The sequence below is a fragment of the Lactobacillus sp. ESL0791 genome, assembly GCF_029433255.1.
GTDB lineage: Bacteria > Bacillota > Bacilli > Lactobacillales > Lactobacillaceae > Lactobacillus.
In genome coordinates this window covers 1,522,207-1,538,315 of the sequence record NZ_JAQTHU010000001.1, presented here as the reverse complement: position 1 = coordinate 1,538,315, position 16,109 = coordinate 1,522,207, and the positions used below count along the sequence as shown (strand labels likewise).

Annotated in this window: 15 protein-coding genes and 1 riboswitch; of the genes, 13 read left to right on the top strand and 2 right to left on the bottom strand. The window is 42.5% G+C overall.

Going from position 1 to position 16,109, the window contains the following annotated elements; translation table 11 throughout:
• The first annotated feature begins 2 nt into the window (after positions 1-2).
• The 3 genes from PT285_RS07520 to PT285_RS07510 are packed head-to-tail and all read left to right on the top strand — an operon-like array spanning position 3 to position 2,296.
• Positions 3-290 carry a PTS sugar transporter subunit IIB gene (locus PT285_RS07520; RefSeq protein WP_277149269.1) on the top strand — a complete coding sequence of 96 codons (288 nt, stop codon included), beginning with the start codon at positions 3-5 and terminating at the stop codon, positions 288-290.
• Complete coding sequence (locus PT285_RS07515; RefSeq protein ID WP_277149267.1) at positions 290-1,561, top strand: PTS ascorbate transporter subunit IIC; 1,272 nt, start codon at positions 290-292, stop codon at positions 1,559-1,561. The genes PT285_RS07520 and PT285_RS07515 overlap by 1 nt, the downstream gene beginning before the upstream one ends.
• A complete protein-coding gene (locus tag PT285_RS07510) occupies positions 1,562-2,296 on the top strand; it encodes an SIS domain-containing protein (RefSeq protein ID WP_277149265.1) in 735 nt (244 codons plus the stop codon).
• A 110-nt stretch (positions 2,297-2,406) separates the two neighbouring features.
• Here the strand turns inward: PT285_RS07510 and PT285_RS07505 are convergent, their stop codons facing one another.
• Positions 2,407-3,480 (bottom strand): P1 family peptidase, encoded by a 1,074-nt coding sequence (locus tag PT285_RS07505; protein WP_277149263.1) that lies wholly within the window; start codon positions 3,478-3,480, stop codon positions 2,407-2,409.
• Between the two features lie 250 nt (positions 3,481-3,730).
• On the opposite strand from PT285_RS07505, the gene PT285_RS07500 reads away from it, so the two are divergent.
• The 4 genes from PT285_RS07500 (at position 3,731) to PT285_RS07485 (ending at position 8,350) form a co-directional block, all read left to right on the top strand.
• Positions 3,731-5,101 (top strand): APC family permease, encoded by a 1,371-nt coding sequence (locus tag PT285_RS07500; RefSeq protein ID WP_277149262.1) that lies wholly within the window; start codon positions 3,731-3,733, stop codon positions 5,099-5,101.
• 56 nt (positions 5,102-5,157) lie between these two features.
• A complete protein-coding gene (locus PT285_RS07495; RefSeq protein ID WP_277149260.1) occupies positions 5,158-6,243 on the top strand; it encodes a M42 family metallopeptidase in 1,086 nt (361 codons plus the stop codon).
• 97 nt (positions 6,244-6,340) lie between these two features.
• Complete coding sequence (locus PT285_RS07490) at positions 6,341-7,573, top strand: MFS transporter (RefSeq protein WP_277149258.1); 1,233 nt, start codon at positions 6,341-6,343, stop codon at positions 7,571-7,573.
• 54 nt (positions 7,574-7,627) lie between these two features.
• A riboswitch (TPP riboswitch) is annotated at positions 7,628-7,721 on the top strand.
• Between the two features lie 50 nt (positions 7,722-7,771).
• A complete protein-coding gene (locus PT285_RS07485; protein ID WP_277149256.1) occupies positions 7,772-8,350 on the top strand; it encodes an ECF transporter S component in 579 nt (192 codons plus the stop codon).
• A 61-nt stretch (positions 8,351-8,411) separates the two neighbouring features.
• Here PT285_RS07485 and udk read toward each other — a convergent pair whose 3' ends face one another.
• Positions 8,412-9,053, bottom strand: a complete 642-nt coding sequence (gene udk, locus PT285_RS07480) for a uridine kinase (RefSeq protein ID WP_277149254.1) — start codon at positions 9,051-9,053, stop codon at positions 8,412-8,414.
• Between the two features lie 228 nt (positions 9,054-9,281).
• Here udk and PT285_RS07475 point away from each other — a divergent pair, with 228 nt between their 5' ends.
• The 6 genes from PT285_RS07475 (at position 9,282) to PT285_RS07450 (ending at position 16,087) form a co-directional block, all read left to right on the top strand.
• Positions 9,282-12,023: a sigma 54-interacting transcriptional regulator gene (locus tag PT285_RS07475; protein WP_277149251.1), complete on the top strand. Its 2,742-nt coding sequence runs from the start codon at positions 9,282-9,284 to the stop codon at positions 12,021-12,023.
• A 151-nt stretch (positions 12,024-12,174) separates the two neighbouring features.
• Positions 12,175-12,948, top strand: a complete 774-nt coding sequence (locus tag PT285_RS07470; RefSeq protein WP_277149249.1) for a PTS sugar transporter subunit IIC — start codon at positions 12,175-12,177, stop codon at positions 12,946-12,948.
• Positions 12,941-13,729 carry a PTS system mannose/fructose/sorbose family transporter subunit IID gene (locus tag PT285_RS07465; protein ID WP_308203018.1) on the top strand — a complete coding sequence of 263 codons (789 nt, stop codon included), beginning with the start codon at positions 12,941-12,943 and terminating at the stop codon, positions 13,727-13,729. The genes PT285_RS07470 and PT285_RS07465 overlap by 8 nt, the downstream gene beginning before the upstream one ends.
• 12 nt (positions 13,730-13,741) lie before the next feature.
• A complete protein-coding gene (locus PT285_RS07460) occupies positions 13,742-14,230 on the top strand; it encodes a PTS sugar transporter subunit IIB (RefSeq protein ID WP_277149245.1) in 489 nt (162 codons plus the stop codon).
• A gap of 19 nt (positions 14,231-14,249) precedes the next feature.
• Positions 14,250-14,660: a PTS sugar transporter subunit IIA gene (locus PT285_RS07455; RefSeq protein ID WP_277149243.1), complete on the top strand. Its 411-nt coding sequence runs from the start codon at positions 14,250-14,252 to the stop codon at positions 14,658-14,660.
• A gap of 17 nt (positions 14,661-14,677) precedes the next feature.
• Entirely contained in the window at positions 14,678-16,087 is a 1,410-nt protein-coding gene (locus PT285_RS07450; protein WP_277149241.1) for a glycoside hydrolase family 32 protein, read from the top strand.
• Positions 16,088-16,109 lie beyond the last annotated feature (22 nt).

Sequence of the window (16,109 nt, the reverse complement as noted above, 5' to 3'; positions counted from 1 at the left end):
AAATGAAAATTTTAGCTGTTTGTGGATTTGGTGTTGGCAGTTCAATGGTTCTTAAAATGACCTTGGACAAAGTAGTGAAGGAATTAGGCATTGATGCCACGGTCGAAAATACCGATATTGCGACCGCTAAGGCAACAAAGGCGGATGTTTACTTTACGAGCCACGAATTGGAAGAAAGCTTGCGTACAGCAACCTCGCAGCCAATTTACCCAATTAAGAAGTATATGGACAAAGATGAGGTTAAAGCTGCTTTAGAAGATTACTTGAAACAAAAGGAGACTAATAACTAATGGATGTTGTAATGAATATTTTAAATTTTATTTCCGGAAATATTTTGCAGGACCCGCCAATTTTAATTGCTTTGATAGCAATGATTGGCTTGATTGTCCAAAAGAAACCATTTGCGGAAATAATTAAGGGCAGTTTATCTGCTGCATTTGGGATGGTAATTTTGACTGCGGGTGTAAATATGCTTACGGCCGAAGTTTCCAATATTAATACCGCGGTCCAAACGAAAATGGGTGTGGCAGTTTCTAAGGGCTTATCCGACGCCACGTTTACGGCAAAGTTTGGTAGTGCGGTCGGAATCGCAATGTTTCTGGCCTTGGTTATCCACTTACTAATTGCCCGCTTTACACCGATTAAGTCGATTTTCTTGACTGGGCATATGCTCTGGTGGGTTCCATTTGTGATTGTTGCCGGCGGCGTGGAAAGCGGCTTACGTGGCCCAGTGTTAATTGTTGTTAGTGCGATTTTAGCGGCAGTATACTTTTCGGTTGCCCCGTGGATTCTTAGAAAATATGTCTGGGCAGCAACCGGTGATGATTCGTTTCTCATCGGACACCCAACGACCATTTTGTCGCTGATCTCGGGTTTTGTGGCTAAATATGTTGGTAACAAAGAGCATTCAACCGAAGATTTAAAAATTCCTAAGGGTCTATCATTCTTTAGTGAAATTTCAATCAGCGGTGGGTTAGTTATGTTTGTCGTTGATTTGATTGTGGGAATGATTGCACCTACGCTGGTGCCGCAAGGCGGCAACCTCTTCATGGTCGCTGTTACTGCTGGGCTCAACTTCGGCGGCGGACTTCTGATTTTACTCTACGGTGTGCGGCTCCTGGTTAACCAAATTATTCCGGCCTTCCAGGGAATTTCGGAAAAATTGGTTCCGGGTGCCAAACCAGCATTTGATATCCCAATTTTATTTAACTACAAGCCTAATGCAGTGATTATCGGCTTCATCTCCGCATTTATCACTTCCACGATCTTGGTATTAATTGCCAATGTCACTAATGTTTTTGGCATTGTGCTTGTGCCGATGGTCATTACTTCATTCTTTGAATGCGGCGGGGCTGCAATTATTGGCGAAGGCCAAGGCGGTGTTCGCGGTGCAGTTATTGGAACGGCAATTGCCTCAATTTTCATGATTGCCTTAGTTGGTTTTTCAGGGGCGTTAATGGGACACACGATCCGTAACTGGATCCTGATCTTCGGTGGTAATGACTTATCACTTTGGGCAATCATTGCTAAATTTGTTGGCGCGCTATTTGGAGGAATATAAATGTACCACTATATTGAACGAATCAAACAAATTTGGGCAGATGTCGAAAAAAATGAACAAGGTAAGATTGAGCAGGCAATTGACACGTTAGTTAAAGCCAATGCTGACCACCATTCAATTTACGTCTTTGGTGCCAGCCATGCCGGAATCTTAGCGGAAGAAATGTATTACCGTGCCGGCGGCATGATTACCATGAACGCGATTTTTGGCAAGGAAGTCATGCTGAATTGCCAGCCGATTACTTCCACCAGCAAAATGGAACGGCTAGAGGGTTATGGTTCGGTCCTGGCTGATAATGTCAAATTTCAGTCAGAAGATGTTTTAATCTTACATTCTGTTTCTGGACGCAATCCCATTATTATTGACATGGCATTGGCTGCTAAAAAGCAGGGTGTAACGGTGATTGGTCTGACTAATTTACAGTATTCACAATCGGTTACAAGCCGGCATTCAAGCGGCAAGCGGCTGTTTGAGGTGGCTGATATTGTCATTGATAACCATGGTGATGTTGGAGACGGTGCCTGCACCATTGAAGGCGCAGAGCAAAAAGTCGGTCCTACTTCAACCGTAATCGGCGCATCAATTTTGAACACGATCATTGTTGAAACCTGTCAGCGGCTTGCGGCTGCCGGCAAACCCGTTCCTGTTTTTTACTCTGCCAATTTAGATGACGGGGATGCAAAGAATCAGCAGCTGATAAGTCAATTTAAGGACGTTATTCATTACCAATTTTAAATTTTAACAACAAAAGCCATTGAGGATTTTGATAAAAGGGTAAATCTTTATCAAAATGGAAGCAATGGCTTTTTCTGTGGATGTGTAAATGATAAGTTGCAGACAGATTGTTAGATGAGGCCCAGGTTGGTAAGTAAGTATTGTGCATCCGCGTTGTCCAGTTTCAAGAGTGCGTCTTTTAAGCACAGCCGTGGTTTTCCCTCACGGTCAAGCGTGGTGGTGGCGTGGCACAACGCACTTAAGATTGATTCGTGGACGACATCGACCGTAGCCCGGAAGTAGCGGTCAATTTTATCGTCGGTGATTGCCATTTGGGTTGACAATTCCTTTTGCGGAAAATGAGCAACCCGGTTGGCGGTAGAAAAGGCCAAAGTGATTTCGCCGCTGCCGTTGCCGGTAAAGGATCCGCTGCGGGTGATGCCGACACTTGACCGCTTGGCAATCCGCTTTAATTGCCGCTCGTTAAATGGAATATCAGTTGCGATGACGGTAATGATACTGCCTTTTTCTTTCTCCTTTGCGACATGGGCCAACTCTTGGCCGATTCTGATGCCGTAAATGGTCAAGTCCTCCAAGAAGCCGAAGTTAGCCATGACAAGTGCGCCGATTGTGTAGGTTTGACCATCAATCGCAATTTGTCGTGAGGAAGAGCCGATTCCGCCTTTTAAGTCATAGCAGCACATGCCGGTCCCGCCGCCGACACAGCCTTCTTCGAAATCTTTGCCGCAGTTTGCCAGCGCCGCATCAACGTCGCTCGGCTGAACACCAAAATCACGGATATGATTAATTTCACCGTCATTGCATTCCAAAACAATCGGGTTGACCGTTCCGGTTGACAAGCCGATTTCCGGATTGTCCTTCAGCATGGTTTTAATTAATTCTGTTTGCGCGGTGCCGACAGCAAAGGTGTTGGTCAGCAGAAGTGGTGTTTCGATTGTGCCCAGTTCTTCTACTTGAACCAGTCCGATGCTTTTGCCAAAGCCGTTGATTACCTGGCTGCTGGCAACAAACTTATCGCGAAAGCAGTTGCCCTCTCCGGGAATAATTGCCGTTACCCCCGTTTTAAAGTGGTCGTTAATGATCGTTTGCTGGCCCACCTTAACCCCGGGGACATCCGTAATTAAATTACGCTTTCCCGGTTTAGTTTGACTTGTAGCTTGTAATAATGTTTTTGTTAATCCCATGATTTACCTTCTTATATTTATAAAATTGGAAAAATAATTATTTAATTAGCAAAATATTCAAACTCAAACAGGAAGTTCATTTGCTAATTTTTATTTTCTCTTATCTTAAAACCTACAATTATAATTTTATACCTAACCCCAAGCCTTTATCTACAAGATATTTAATTATTTTGCCAAAAGTTATTCATATTTTGTTAAAAATATGCTAAATTAATCACATATACTTTTATAAACAGGAAGGAGTTTACTATTGAAAAATAATGAGAGTGAAGATCCCGAATTAAAGCACACGATTGGTGTGTTTGGTGGTAGCAATATTTTGATTGGAATCATGATTGGTTCGGGGATTTTTTATATTGGTTCCTATGTGCTAGAGCGTTCTAACATGTCGATGGGGTATGCATTGCTGGCATGGCTGCTGGCGGGTTTAGTCACACTGCTGGGAAGCCTCTGCTTTGCGGAATTGGGGGCAATGAATCCGGCAACTGGAGGCATTTACGTTTATTTGTCGGATGCCTTTTCTCCGGTTGTCGGTTACATGTTCACATTCCAAAGCATTGTTATTGGCGGCCCCGGTTCGATTGCCGCAATTGCCATAGCCCTGCCAATGGCGCTGAAGACATTTTTTGCGTTTGATTATTGGACTGTTAAATTACTGGCAATTGGGTTGATTGTCGTGTTTACAATTATTAATTATTTTGGTGTTAATGTTGGTCAAATGGTGCAGAACTTCTTCACAGTATTAAAGGTTTTGCCGCTGGTGATCATTATTGGTTTAGGTATTTTCTGGGGTAAGTTTTCTCCAGATCTTTCATTAAGTATGCATAATGCGGGAACGAACAATATTTTTTCGTTAATCAGCATGGTCAGCTTTGCCGTGATTGCCTCCTTGTGGGCTTACGAAGGCTGGACTAACCTGAATACCGTTGCTGGTGAGATGAAGAACCCGCAAAAGAATTTGCCTAAGGCCCTAATCTTGTCGGTTGGATTTACAACCTTAGTTTACACGCTGTTTAATTTTGCCATCTACCGGTCGCTGTCGCCGCAGGCAATTCATGCGTCCTTAAAAGCGGGAAAACTGTATCTGGGAACAGATGTGGCTGAGACTTTCATGGGTACCGCCGGAATTCTTTTCGTTGCCATTGCTATGGTTTTGGCGATGGCCAGTTCACTCAATGGGATGGTTCTGGCTTTCTCCCGGTATTATTACGCCGTTTCCAAGGATGGCTTGCTTTGGAAAACTTTAGGCCATATTCATCCGAAGTACAAGACACCGGATCATGGACTGTTTATGCAGATGACGATTTCGATTTTACTTGTCTTGACGCGTAATTTGGATCAGCTGACCTCATTGGTTGTCTTTTCTGGGGCAATCTTTAACTTACTATCGATTTTGGCGGTTCCGGTATTGCGCTGGCGCAAACCGGATGCGACGCGGCCTTATAAAGTTTGGGCTTATCCGTGGACGGTGATCATTGCTGCGCTTGCCTTTTTGCTGATTTTAGCGAATAACTTCTTGGGAGATCCGGTTACATCGCTATTGGGATTAGTGATTCCAGGGCTTGGGTCTCTAGCATATTGCTATTTCCGGCATAAATATCCGCAAAAAGCTAATAAGTAAAACCATTTCTTGCTGTGTTTGCTAAAATAGATGGGATGAATTAATAGGAGGTCAAAATGCAAAAAGAACAAGCAATTGAAATGATGAAGGCTTTCTCCGATGCCAATTCAACATCTGGCTTTGAAGAAGAATTTGTTAAGCTATTTACGGAAACGGTCAAGGATCTGGCCGATGTCGAGGTTGACGGGATGCTGAATGCTTATGCCGCCAAAAAAGAAAATAAACCGGGGCGGCCGGTGATTCAGATGGATGCCCATTCCGACTCGGTTGGTTTTATCACCCAGGCTGTTCGTCCCAGCGGCATGATCAAATTCGTTCCGCTTGGCGGCTGGGTAAAGTATAATATTCCGGCGCTGCGGGTGCGTGTTCGTAACCGTGACGGGGAGTATATTCCAGGTGTCGTTGCCACAAAACCGCCGCATTTTATGACCCAGGCCGAGCGCAATACGCTGCCGGAGGTGGCTGACATGTCGATTGATGTTGGTTCGAGTTCGCGCGAAGAAACGATCAATGATTACAAGATTGATACGGGCTGCCCAATTTTTGTCGACGTGAAGTGCGAATACAACGATAAAAATGGTCTCTTCTTTGGCAAGGATTTCGATGACCGCTTTGGTGCCGGCGCTATGGTCGCTATTTTAGATGAACTAAAAGGCGAAGAAACCAATTTTAACGTGGTTGGCGCGCTTTCCAGCCAGGAGGAGGTCGGCCTGCGCGGTGCTTATGTGACCACGAGAAAGATTAAGCCTGATCTGGGAATTGTCCTTGAATCTTGTCCAGCGGATGATACCTTTACACCTGCCTGGCTGTCCCAGACAGGCCTAAAGCGGGGACCAATGATCCGCGACATGGATACGTCATTTTTGCCGAATCCGAAATTTGAGCAGTATGTCTGTGACTTGGCCGACCAAAATAAGATTCCTTACACACGGTCCGTTAGAACCGGCGGCGGCCAGGACGGTGCGGCCATGTATTATGAAAACGGGGCACCAACCGTCGTCATTGGCATTCCTGTTCGTTATGAACATTCACCGTATTGCTTTACTGCATACGAAGACTTCAGAAATGCGGTTAAGCTAGCAACGGCTATTATTCGTGACATGACCACGGAACGACTTGCCGGCTTCAGTAAATTTAACTAAATATAAATAATATTTGTAAAAATTTAAAAAACGAGTAAAATATAGTTTCGAAGAAATAATTGAATGACAGAGAGCATTCGTTTTGGAGGAATTGAATATGGATACTACTAAGCAGCACAATCATGTACTAACTAACGACCAGAAGTGGACCATTGCGTCAACTTCATCAGGTTTTGCGTTGGAAAACATGGATGTGCTTTTTTTATCGTTTGCGATGAGTTCGATGATTGCCGAGTTGCACCTGTCAGGTGGCGCTGCGGGTCTGATTTCATCGGTTACCAACCTGGGAATGCTGGTCGGCGGTATCGCCTTTGGCATCTTGGGCGATAAAATCGGCCGGGTTAAAACTTTTAGCCACACGGTAATTATTTTTGCGGTGGCAACGGCCTGCATGGCTTTTGCCAATAATATTTATCTAATTTATGCCCTCCGTTTTCTTGCCGGTATCGGTGCCGGCGGTGAATACGGGGTTGGTATTGCTTTGATTGCTGAAAGCTTTCCTAAGAAACAGATTGGGAAAATGACCTCGATTGCGGCAGTCGGCGGTCAGGTTGGTGCGATTTTGGCTGCGCTGATTGCGGCCTGGGTGATTCCGACTGCCGGCTGGCATATGCTCTTTTTGGTGGGCATTGTACCGGTTGTTTTGACAATCTTTATCAGAAAGCACCTGCACGAAAGTGCGCAATTTTTGACTGCGCGTTCTGAAGAAAAAGGTTCACTGCTGTCTAATGTTGCTAAGAAGATGTTCGCTACACCGAAATTAACCTTCCAAAGTCTTGGTCTGATGCTGATGATGACGGTGCAAATTGCCGGTTACTTTGGCTTGATGAACTGGCTGCCGACGATTGTGCAAAAACAGTTGCACTTAAACGTTGCCAATTCCAGCTTATGGATGATTGCCACAATTGTTGGGATGAGCATCGGCATGATGACCTTTGGTTCAATCTTTGATTACTTTGGTCCGCGGCGGGCTTTTGGCATCTTCCTAATCGGTTCCGCCATCATGGTTTATACTTTGAGCCTGGCAACTAACATGGTGACCCTGCTTCTGATTGGGGCAGTTGTCGGTTTCTTTTCCAACGGAATGTTCGGCGGCTACGGTGCGGTCATCAGCCGCCTTTACCCAACGGAAATCAGGTCCAGTGCTAATAATATTATCGTGAATATCGGCCGGGCAATCGGCGGTTTTTCATCGGTGGTTATTGGCATTCTGATGGATCACTATAATTTGACGGTGGTCATGGGTTTCTTGTCAGCCCTTTACATCATCAGTTTTATCGTAATGATGAGTCTGCCAGGGCTGAAAAAGCTGGCACCGGTCAAAGGCTAAAACTTTTTTAAGCTGCCGTGATAACTGTGGTATAATAAATTGAATTTATAAAAAATAGATCACTAGGGGTGCAATACCAAAGCTGAGACAATACCCTTGGAACCTGAACGGGACAATACCTGCGCTAGGGAAGTGTTTTAATGGTATTTATTTAACTCCTTCTGATTTATTAATTGATAAAATTAGAAGGAGTTTTTTATGTTTACGAGATCTTCAAGGTGGAATGTTAAATCAATTATCTTGGTGGCACTGATTGGAATTATCATGGGTATTATTTATACTTACGGTTTTAACGGCGCGTATAACTGGATAAAATTATTGCTGGTTCCAACTGGTTTTGCTCCAGTGACGGACACTGTTTTCTCCGGCTTGTGGCTGATGGCTGCGCCGCTAGCAATGTATTTTGTGCCCACGGTCGGTTCGGGTACCGTTGGTGAGGTGCTGTCATCAATTGTTGAAATGGCAATCGGCGGCCAATGGGGCGCGCAAACAATCATTTCCGGCTTGATTCAGGGAGCAACCAACGAAATTGGCTTTTTCCCGAAAAAAGAACGTTACCAGAAATTTTCGTGGGCAAGCGTGCTCACCGGGGCACTTTTTGCCGGCCTAGGCATTTTTATCTCGTCGTACATCATGTACAGCTGGTATGCATTTTCCGTCACCGTTCAGATAACCATGTTTATCACCAACATGATTTCGGCAATATTGTTTGACGGTGTCTTAGTCAAATTAATTACAAATCTGTTTGATAAAACTTTAAAACCTAAAATTGCTTAACGAAGAGTATTTCTTAGATTACACTAAAAAACTGCGGCAGCTGCCGCAGTTTTTTTAATGTCTATTGTTCTTTTTGATTTAAGATGGAATGCATTTTGGTGGTCAGCATGTCAATCGCCACATTGTTTTTACCGCCCTCGGGGATAATAATATCAGCATAACGTTTGGTCGGTTCGATGAACTGGTTATACATTGGCTTGACTGTTGCCATGTATTGCGTAATTACGGAATCAAGCGAGCGTCCGCGCTCGTTCATGTCGCGTTCCAGCCGGCGGATGAAGCGAATATCGTCGTCGGTGTCGACGTAAACCTTGATGTCCATCAGGTCACGAATTTTCTTGTTAAACAGGACCAGAATTCCTTCCAGTATGATGATATCGGCAGGTTCGATATGTTCTGTCTGCTTGCTTCTGGTATGCGCCTTAAAATCATAAATCGGTCGCTCAATTGCCTGATAATGTAAAAGCTGGTTGAGCTGCTTAGTTAAGTAGGGAACGTCAAAAGCATCGGGATGATCGTAGTTAATCTTCATGCGTTCTGCCATTGAAATTCCTGTGTTGTCTTTGTAGTACGCATCTTGGGTCATAATCATGATGTGTTCGTTGGCGTTCATCTGCTCGGCCACTTTATGCGCAATCGTGGTTTTGCCGCTGCCGGAGCCGCCGGCAATGCCGATGACAACTGGCTTCTTAAGTTTTACCATTTCAGCTTCCCCTCCACTTAACTCAATTAATATTTTACTTTAGTTTGCATAGAATACCAATAGCTTATAAAAGCAGTTTGACATTTTTTCGGGAGAATTGAAAAAATTTTACAAATGATTAGCTTTAAGAGGCGAAAAAGTTAACGAATTTTGCAATTATTTTATTAAAAGATAGTACTTAGCGTTAGAATTAGTGGTGAAAGCGATTGATAGCAGCGGAGGCTTGCAATGCTCAAAAATGAAATTCTCAATTATCTTAAAACGCAAACTAAAACAATTGATTTAGCAAATCTTGGTGAGGAATATACTGCCAGTGGGATTGCTAAAAGATTAAAGGCAAAGCGTAATACCGTCAGCGTGTATTTAAACCAGCTTGCGAACGAACAAAAATTAGTCAAGATTGATTCCCGGCCGGTGTATTTTTTCCATAAAGCAGAATTTGAAAAAGTAAATTATCGACTGCCGCAAAATGTCTATCAGTCAACTGCGCAGGTGCAGCAGCAAAATGAACGGGAAGATATTTTAAAAACTTTTACTAAAATTAATCCCAGCTTAAAAGAAAGTATTGAACGCGTCCGAGCAGCAATTTTATACCCTAACGGCGGGTTGCCGCTGTTGATCACGGGTGAGAGCGGAACCGGTAAAAGTTATTTGGTGAGTTTGATTAATCGTTTTTGCCGTACGCATAAGTTAGTTTCTCATTCAGCGCCGTTTGTTACGATTAATTGTGCCCAATATGCCGATAATCCCGAATTGCTGACGAGCAGCCTGTTTGGCTACACTAAGGGTGCGTTTACCGGTGCTGACAGTGACCATCAAGGTGCCTTTGTTGAAGCAGATGGCGGTATTTTATTTTTAGATGAAGTTCACCGTTTGGGTCCTAAGGGTCAAGAAAAATTATTTACCTACTTGGATCAAGGCTTAGTTTATCCTGTGGGAGAAACGAAAAAAGGCAAGAAAGTTAATGTCCGCTTGTGCTTTGCGACCACAGAAGATTTGGATACCAATTTTTTGACCACTTTTATGCGCAGGATTCCTGTGAAAATAACCTTGCCGCCGCTTAGTAAGCGGGGAAAAGAGGAACGGCGAAATTTGGTTTACACTTTGCTTAACAATGAGCAAAAGAAAATTGGAAAAACACTCAAGGTCAGTGATCAGGTGGTAGAGATGCTGGGCAATTATCAGCCTGCCGGCAATATCGGCAGCCTAAAGAATGCGATTAAGATGACAATTGCCCAAGCAAATGCCGAACAGCAAAACAAAAAAGAGATAATGCTTACAGCATATCAGCTGCCGTCCGACGTATTAACTAACAGCAAACTTGAGTTGTATCAGAATCCGGGGAAGCCGCGCGTAATCACTGATGAGACACTGACAGAAGATTTGATCGCACAAAATTTTCCGGAAAAGAAAATCTTTCTTAACAGTTTGCTGCAATTAACTGAAACTTATGCGCAAAGTGATTATGATTTGCATAAGTGTGAATCTAAATTAAAGCAGATCGTTTATCAGCTATTTGACACGCTGTTATTTGAAAAAGGCAATAGCAAACAGCTTCCTTTGCTCTCGTATATCATTGAAAATGTTAAGCGCTTGTTTGACCAATTGAAAAATGCTTACCAGTTAAAAGTCAGTGGCAACGCAATTTATGCAATTAGCTACTATTTATTTGAGCGCCAAAAAATTCAGTGGAATACAAATGAAATGGCTAATCGGCAGATTTTGCTGCGATTAAAGCGGACAGTTCAAGAACAATATGCGGATGTATATACTTACGTTACAAAATTAATCAATTTGATCAAAGATACACTTGAAATTGAACTAGATGAAGTTGATTATGTTTTTTTGACGATCTATCTGAATAAGCTGGAAATAATAACAAAGACAGGGCTGGAGAAGGCCATCGTAATTGCTCATGGCTATGCGACTGCAGGCAGTATTGCCAATGTGGTCAACCGCCTGCTTAACACCCATGTTCTGGACGCATTTGATATGCCGATTAATGTCGGTGCGAAGCAGATTGCCAATGAAATAATTGATTACAGTGAAAATAATGACGTTACTCATGGTCTGATTATTTTAGTTGACATGGGATCACTAAAAGAAATTGAAACTTTGTTTCCGCGACAGCTCAATGCGCCAATTTTATTAATGAATAACGTGTCAACTTCGCTTGCACTGGAAGTAGGCGAAAGCATTTTAAAAAAGCGCAGTTTCAAGGAAATTGAAAAATTGGCTAAACAAGCCAGCCAACTGGAAATCAAATTAACCTATCCGAAAAATAACCGCCCGCAAGTTATCTTGACGACTTGCTATTCTGGAATTGGCACGGCCACCCACCTTGCCCGAATGTTAGAACGGTGTCTGCCAGCAACTAACAGGAAAATCAAGATTATTCCGTATGAATATCAGGCTTTAAAAGATGAACACAAGGTTCGCACTATCGGTAAAATGTATGATGTTTTGGGAATTATCGGAACTGAAAATCCAGCGATAAAAGGGATGGATTTTATTTCGCTTGAAAAGATTTTGTCTGATGCAGGCACAGCCAAATTGAAGAGCTGGTTGAAGAATATTTTTTCGGAGCAAGAAATTACTGCTATTTCCGATAGCCTTGTCAAAAATTTTTCACTCGAACGAACAATCAATTCGGTTACGATCCTGGATGCGCCTAAGGTAATTGAAAATATCACTATTTTTATCCAGGAATTGGAACGAACTTTTTCGTTGACCCTGTCGAATAAACAAAAGTTTACCTTGTATGTGCATATCAGCTATTTAATTGAGCGATTAATCAGAAAAGAAACCAATGATTTGGATCCGGAATTCGAGAAAGAATTTTCGCAAAAGCATAAACAGGAACTCCAGAAGATTGAAACTGCTTTTAGTGTGATAAAAGACAGTTATAGTGTGAAAATACCCCTTTCCGAGTTAATTTATATTGACCAAATTATTTTTCCGCGCCAGTAAAAGCGCTTTAGAGCAATGATTTAAAAGAAATAGCAAATTGTTTACCAGAGCTTGGCATGCAATTTGCTATTTCCTTTTTAGAAGGAGGGCAAGGAATATTCAAAAATATTGGATAATTTGCTCTTGCTACTTTTGTGAAAAGGAGAAGAAAATGCTTTTACGTAACATACTAATTATCATTTACGGCTTTATTATCAACTTTGATAAGGAAGGTCCTAAATTGGGAATTTCACAGCCCGTTGTTGCCGGTTTGATTGCTGGCTTAATCATGGGTGATGTCAAAACCGGTCTTTATATCGGTGGTACATTGCAGCTGATGACTTTGGGAATTACCAGTTTCGGCGGTGCCTCGGTTCCGGATTACCAAACTGCCGCTCTGATTGGAACTTACCTGACCATTGCTACTCACCAATCGGCCGCAATTGGGATCGCTTTGGCAATTCCGATTGCATTACTGATTGTTCAGGTGGATGTCTTAAAATGGTCTGCGAATATTTTCTGCCAGCAGAGAGCTGAAAAGTATGCCAATCAAGGTAATTACCGCATGATTAACTGGATGCAGTATTTAGCTACATTGTTTACCAGTTTTGTTTCCGGCATCCCGGTTTTGCTGACGGTTGTCTTGGGACCGAAGATCGTCGGCAGCTTTATTAACTACATTCCGGCGTGGCTTTCCGGTGGACTAAAGACTGCCGCAGGAATTTTGCCTGCTGTCGGAATTGGAATGCTGCTGCAGTATCTGCCAACAAGAGACTATTTTTCATACATTATTATCGGCTTTGTGTTAGCAATTTACCTGAAGATGCCAATTGTGGGTATTTCACTGGTAGGATTAGCAATTGCACTAATTTTATACAAGAATCAAACAAAGGGTAATAATGCAAATCAAGAAACAGTGACTGGAGGTTCTGACGAAGATGAGTAAAATGAAGAAATTATATAGAAAAGTAATGAATCGCTGGATTGTTTTTGGTGCAACTTCGTTAAACTATGAGAAATACGAGGGACTCGGCTATACCTATGCAATGCTGCCGTTCATCGAAGAAAATTACAAGGATGATCCCAAGGGGAAGGAAACAGCAATTAAAACCCAGCTGCAGTTCTTTAATACGACGCCTTATACTGCCCCATTTATTATGGGAATTGATGTGGGAATGGAAGAAAAAGGCAAGACAGCTTCATTAGAAGCGGTTAGTGCCTTGAAAACTGGTTTGATGGGCCCATTAGCCGGGATCGGCGACAGCCTGTTTGTTACAATTCCGTGGACAATTTTTGGCGCGATTGCTGCTAACATGGCATTGCAGGGAAATCCCTTCGGCTGTATCTTGTGGATTATTGCTTCCATTCTGTTGCGGCTAACCGCTTATCCGTTATTTAACGTTGGCTATCGCTCGGGAACTAAAATGTTGTCTTCAATTAACACGACTTTAAAGGCTCTCACGAACGCAGCATCGGTTTTGGGATTAATGGTAGTTGGTGCATTAGCAGCAACGATGGTTAAGGTAAATCTCGCGTTTACTTTTAAACAGGGTAAATTAATGATGACCGGTAACAGCATCTTGGACCAAATTATGCCCGGCTTATTACCGGCAGCGGTGGTCGCAATTATTTATTACCTGCTAGGTAAAAAAGTAAAACCACTGTACGTTATCTTGATTGTATTAGTGGTATCTGTTGTGCTGAATGCAATGCACATTTTGGCTTAAGGAGTGAGTGCAATGACGGAAAGTATGGAAGGAATTATCCATGTGCGAATTGATGACCGTATGATTCACGGTCAAGTTGCTACCCAATGGAGCGGGCGCTTGAATGCAACCCGCATCATGGTAATTAATGATTCAATAATGAACGATGATATGCGGAAAACAGTTGTTAGGCTGGCTGCGCCTGCTAATGTGAGCACATCGATTTTAGGCAGAGAAAAGGCATTAGCCAATATAAAAAGTGGCAAGTACAAAGGCCAAAGGGTTTTGTTAATCTGTGTTTCACCAATGGATGTTGATTATTTAATTGATAATGGCTTACCGATTAAAAAAGTAAACGTCGGCAACATGGCCCAACGTGAAGGCACTAAGCGTGTTCGGCCGTCGTTAAATATTACGGATGAAGAACGGGCAGCATTTCAGCGGCTTATTGATAAAGGGGTTGAAGTAACCGTAATCCCAACACCGCAGAGCCCAACCGTTTATTTGAAAGATTTTATTTGATAAAGAGGAATTGAATTCGATGTTCAACATTATAATCGCTACGCACGGCCATTTAGCAAAAGAATTTTTACGTGTTTTACAGTCTTTTTTTGGTGAAACACCCCAAATTGAAGCAATTAACTTAGGAGATAATGGTATCAGCATTTTTTCAAAGCAAGTTGACCAATTAATTAAGCCAATATTAACTGAGCCGACAATTATTTTTTGTGATATTGCCGGCGGTACCCCATTTAATGAATTTGCCCAAAAAACTACATGCTGGCAAAGTGAGTGTGTACTTTTTGGTGGAGTTAGCTTGCCCGTTCTTGTTGAAACTTTGAATTTAAGAATGCAAAACATCCCGTTTGCAGAAGTTGTGAGAAGAATTCAAAAGCTGCCGCTGCTAACCAAATTTGCTCCAGGTCAAGTTAAAGACAGCGATGATGAATAAAGAGGAATTTTAAGATAATGCAGAAAATATTTTATCAGCCAAAAGATCGCTGGTTCGGTGACTGTATGCCATTCTTTAATGAAGAAGATCAGACTTTTTATCTTTTTCACCAAAGGGATACGCGCAATCCTAAACCGTTGACAGATCCATTTGGCTGGTCACTAGTGACAACAAAAGATTTTGTGAATTTTAAAGATTATGGCGAGGTCTTGCCCAAGGGACCGCATGATGCGGCCGACCAGTTTATTTATGCGGGAAGCGTAACCCAGGGTAAGGGTGAAAAAATTGCTTTTTATACCGGGCACAACCGGCAAGCTAAACTTGCCAAAAGAACCTCCGAAATACTGATGTCGGCTACAAGTCAAGATTTAATCCATTGGCAAAAATCCGGTCAGGCGACGAGTTTGGTACCGCAACCAGGTTATGATCACAATGATTGGCGTGATCCGGTAATTGTTTATGATGAACAGCAGCAGCGTTATGTCCTTGTTTTAGGGGCCAGACTGCCGAGTGATAAGAAGAAACCTACCGGCAGATTAGTCTATTTTGTTTCCAATAATCTAAAAGATTGGGATTTTAAAGGCGACTTTTGGACACCCAACGAATTTAATATGTTGGAAATGCCGGATTTGTTTACGTTAAATAATACTTGGTACCTGCTGTTTTCGGAATATTCTGAGGATAAACGAACCAAGTACCGGGTTGGCAACAGTTTATTTGGCAGTTGGCATTCCTTGAGCGACGAATTTTTTGATGGTAAAGCTTATTATGCGGCGCGCACTGTGGGGAATGATCATGTTGGTCGCTATTTGAGCGGCTGGGTTGCAACAAAAGAAAATGATACTGATCTTGGCAACTGGGATTGGGGCGGTGCCTTTGTCCCGCATAAAATTGTTCAGCGTGCGGATAAGACGTTAGGAGTGACCTTGCCTGCGTCCATTGCTGCTAATTTTGCCATGACCAAAATTTTGCCTGAGTTTGTGCTTGGGCAGGCAGATGGCAAAAAGGAAGAAACAATCGTGCCTGATACTCCAGAACAATTCTTGCTTGAAGCACAAATTAAGGTTTTGGAAGATACAAAGGAATTTGGCATTAAGACTTTTGTCAACGAGGAAACTAGGGAAGGCTATCAGTATAAAGTATCACGACCTGAAAACGCACTTAAGTTTTCGCGCACGCCCAATTACCCGTGGCCGCAATATTTTACTACCGGCTTGCAGCGGCCAATTTCTTTAGAAAAGGGCAAGACTTACGATTTAAAGCTGATTGTTGATGATAGTATCGTGATTTTATATATTAATGGTGTTGCGTTGAGTGCAAGGATGTATAATAAAACTGGTCGTGAACTTAGTTTCTTTGTGACCGAAGGCAAGATTGCCGTTACAAAGATGAAATATTACACCCAGTGGCAGGATACTATTAGATAAAAAGATACTATTAGATAAAAAA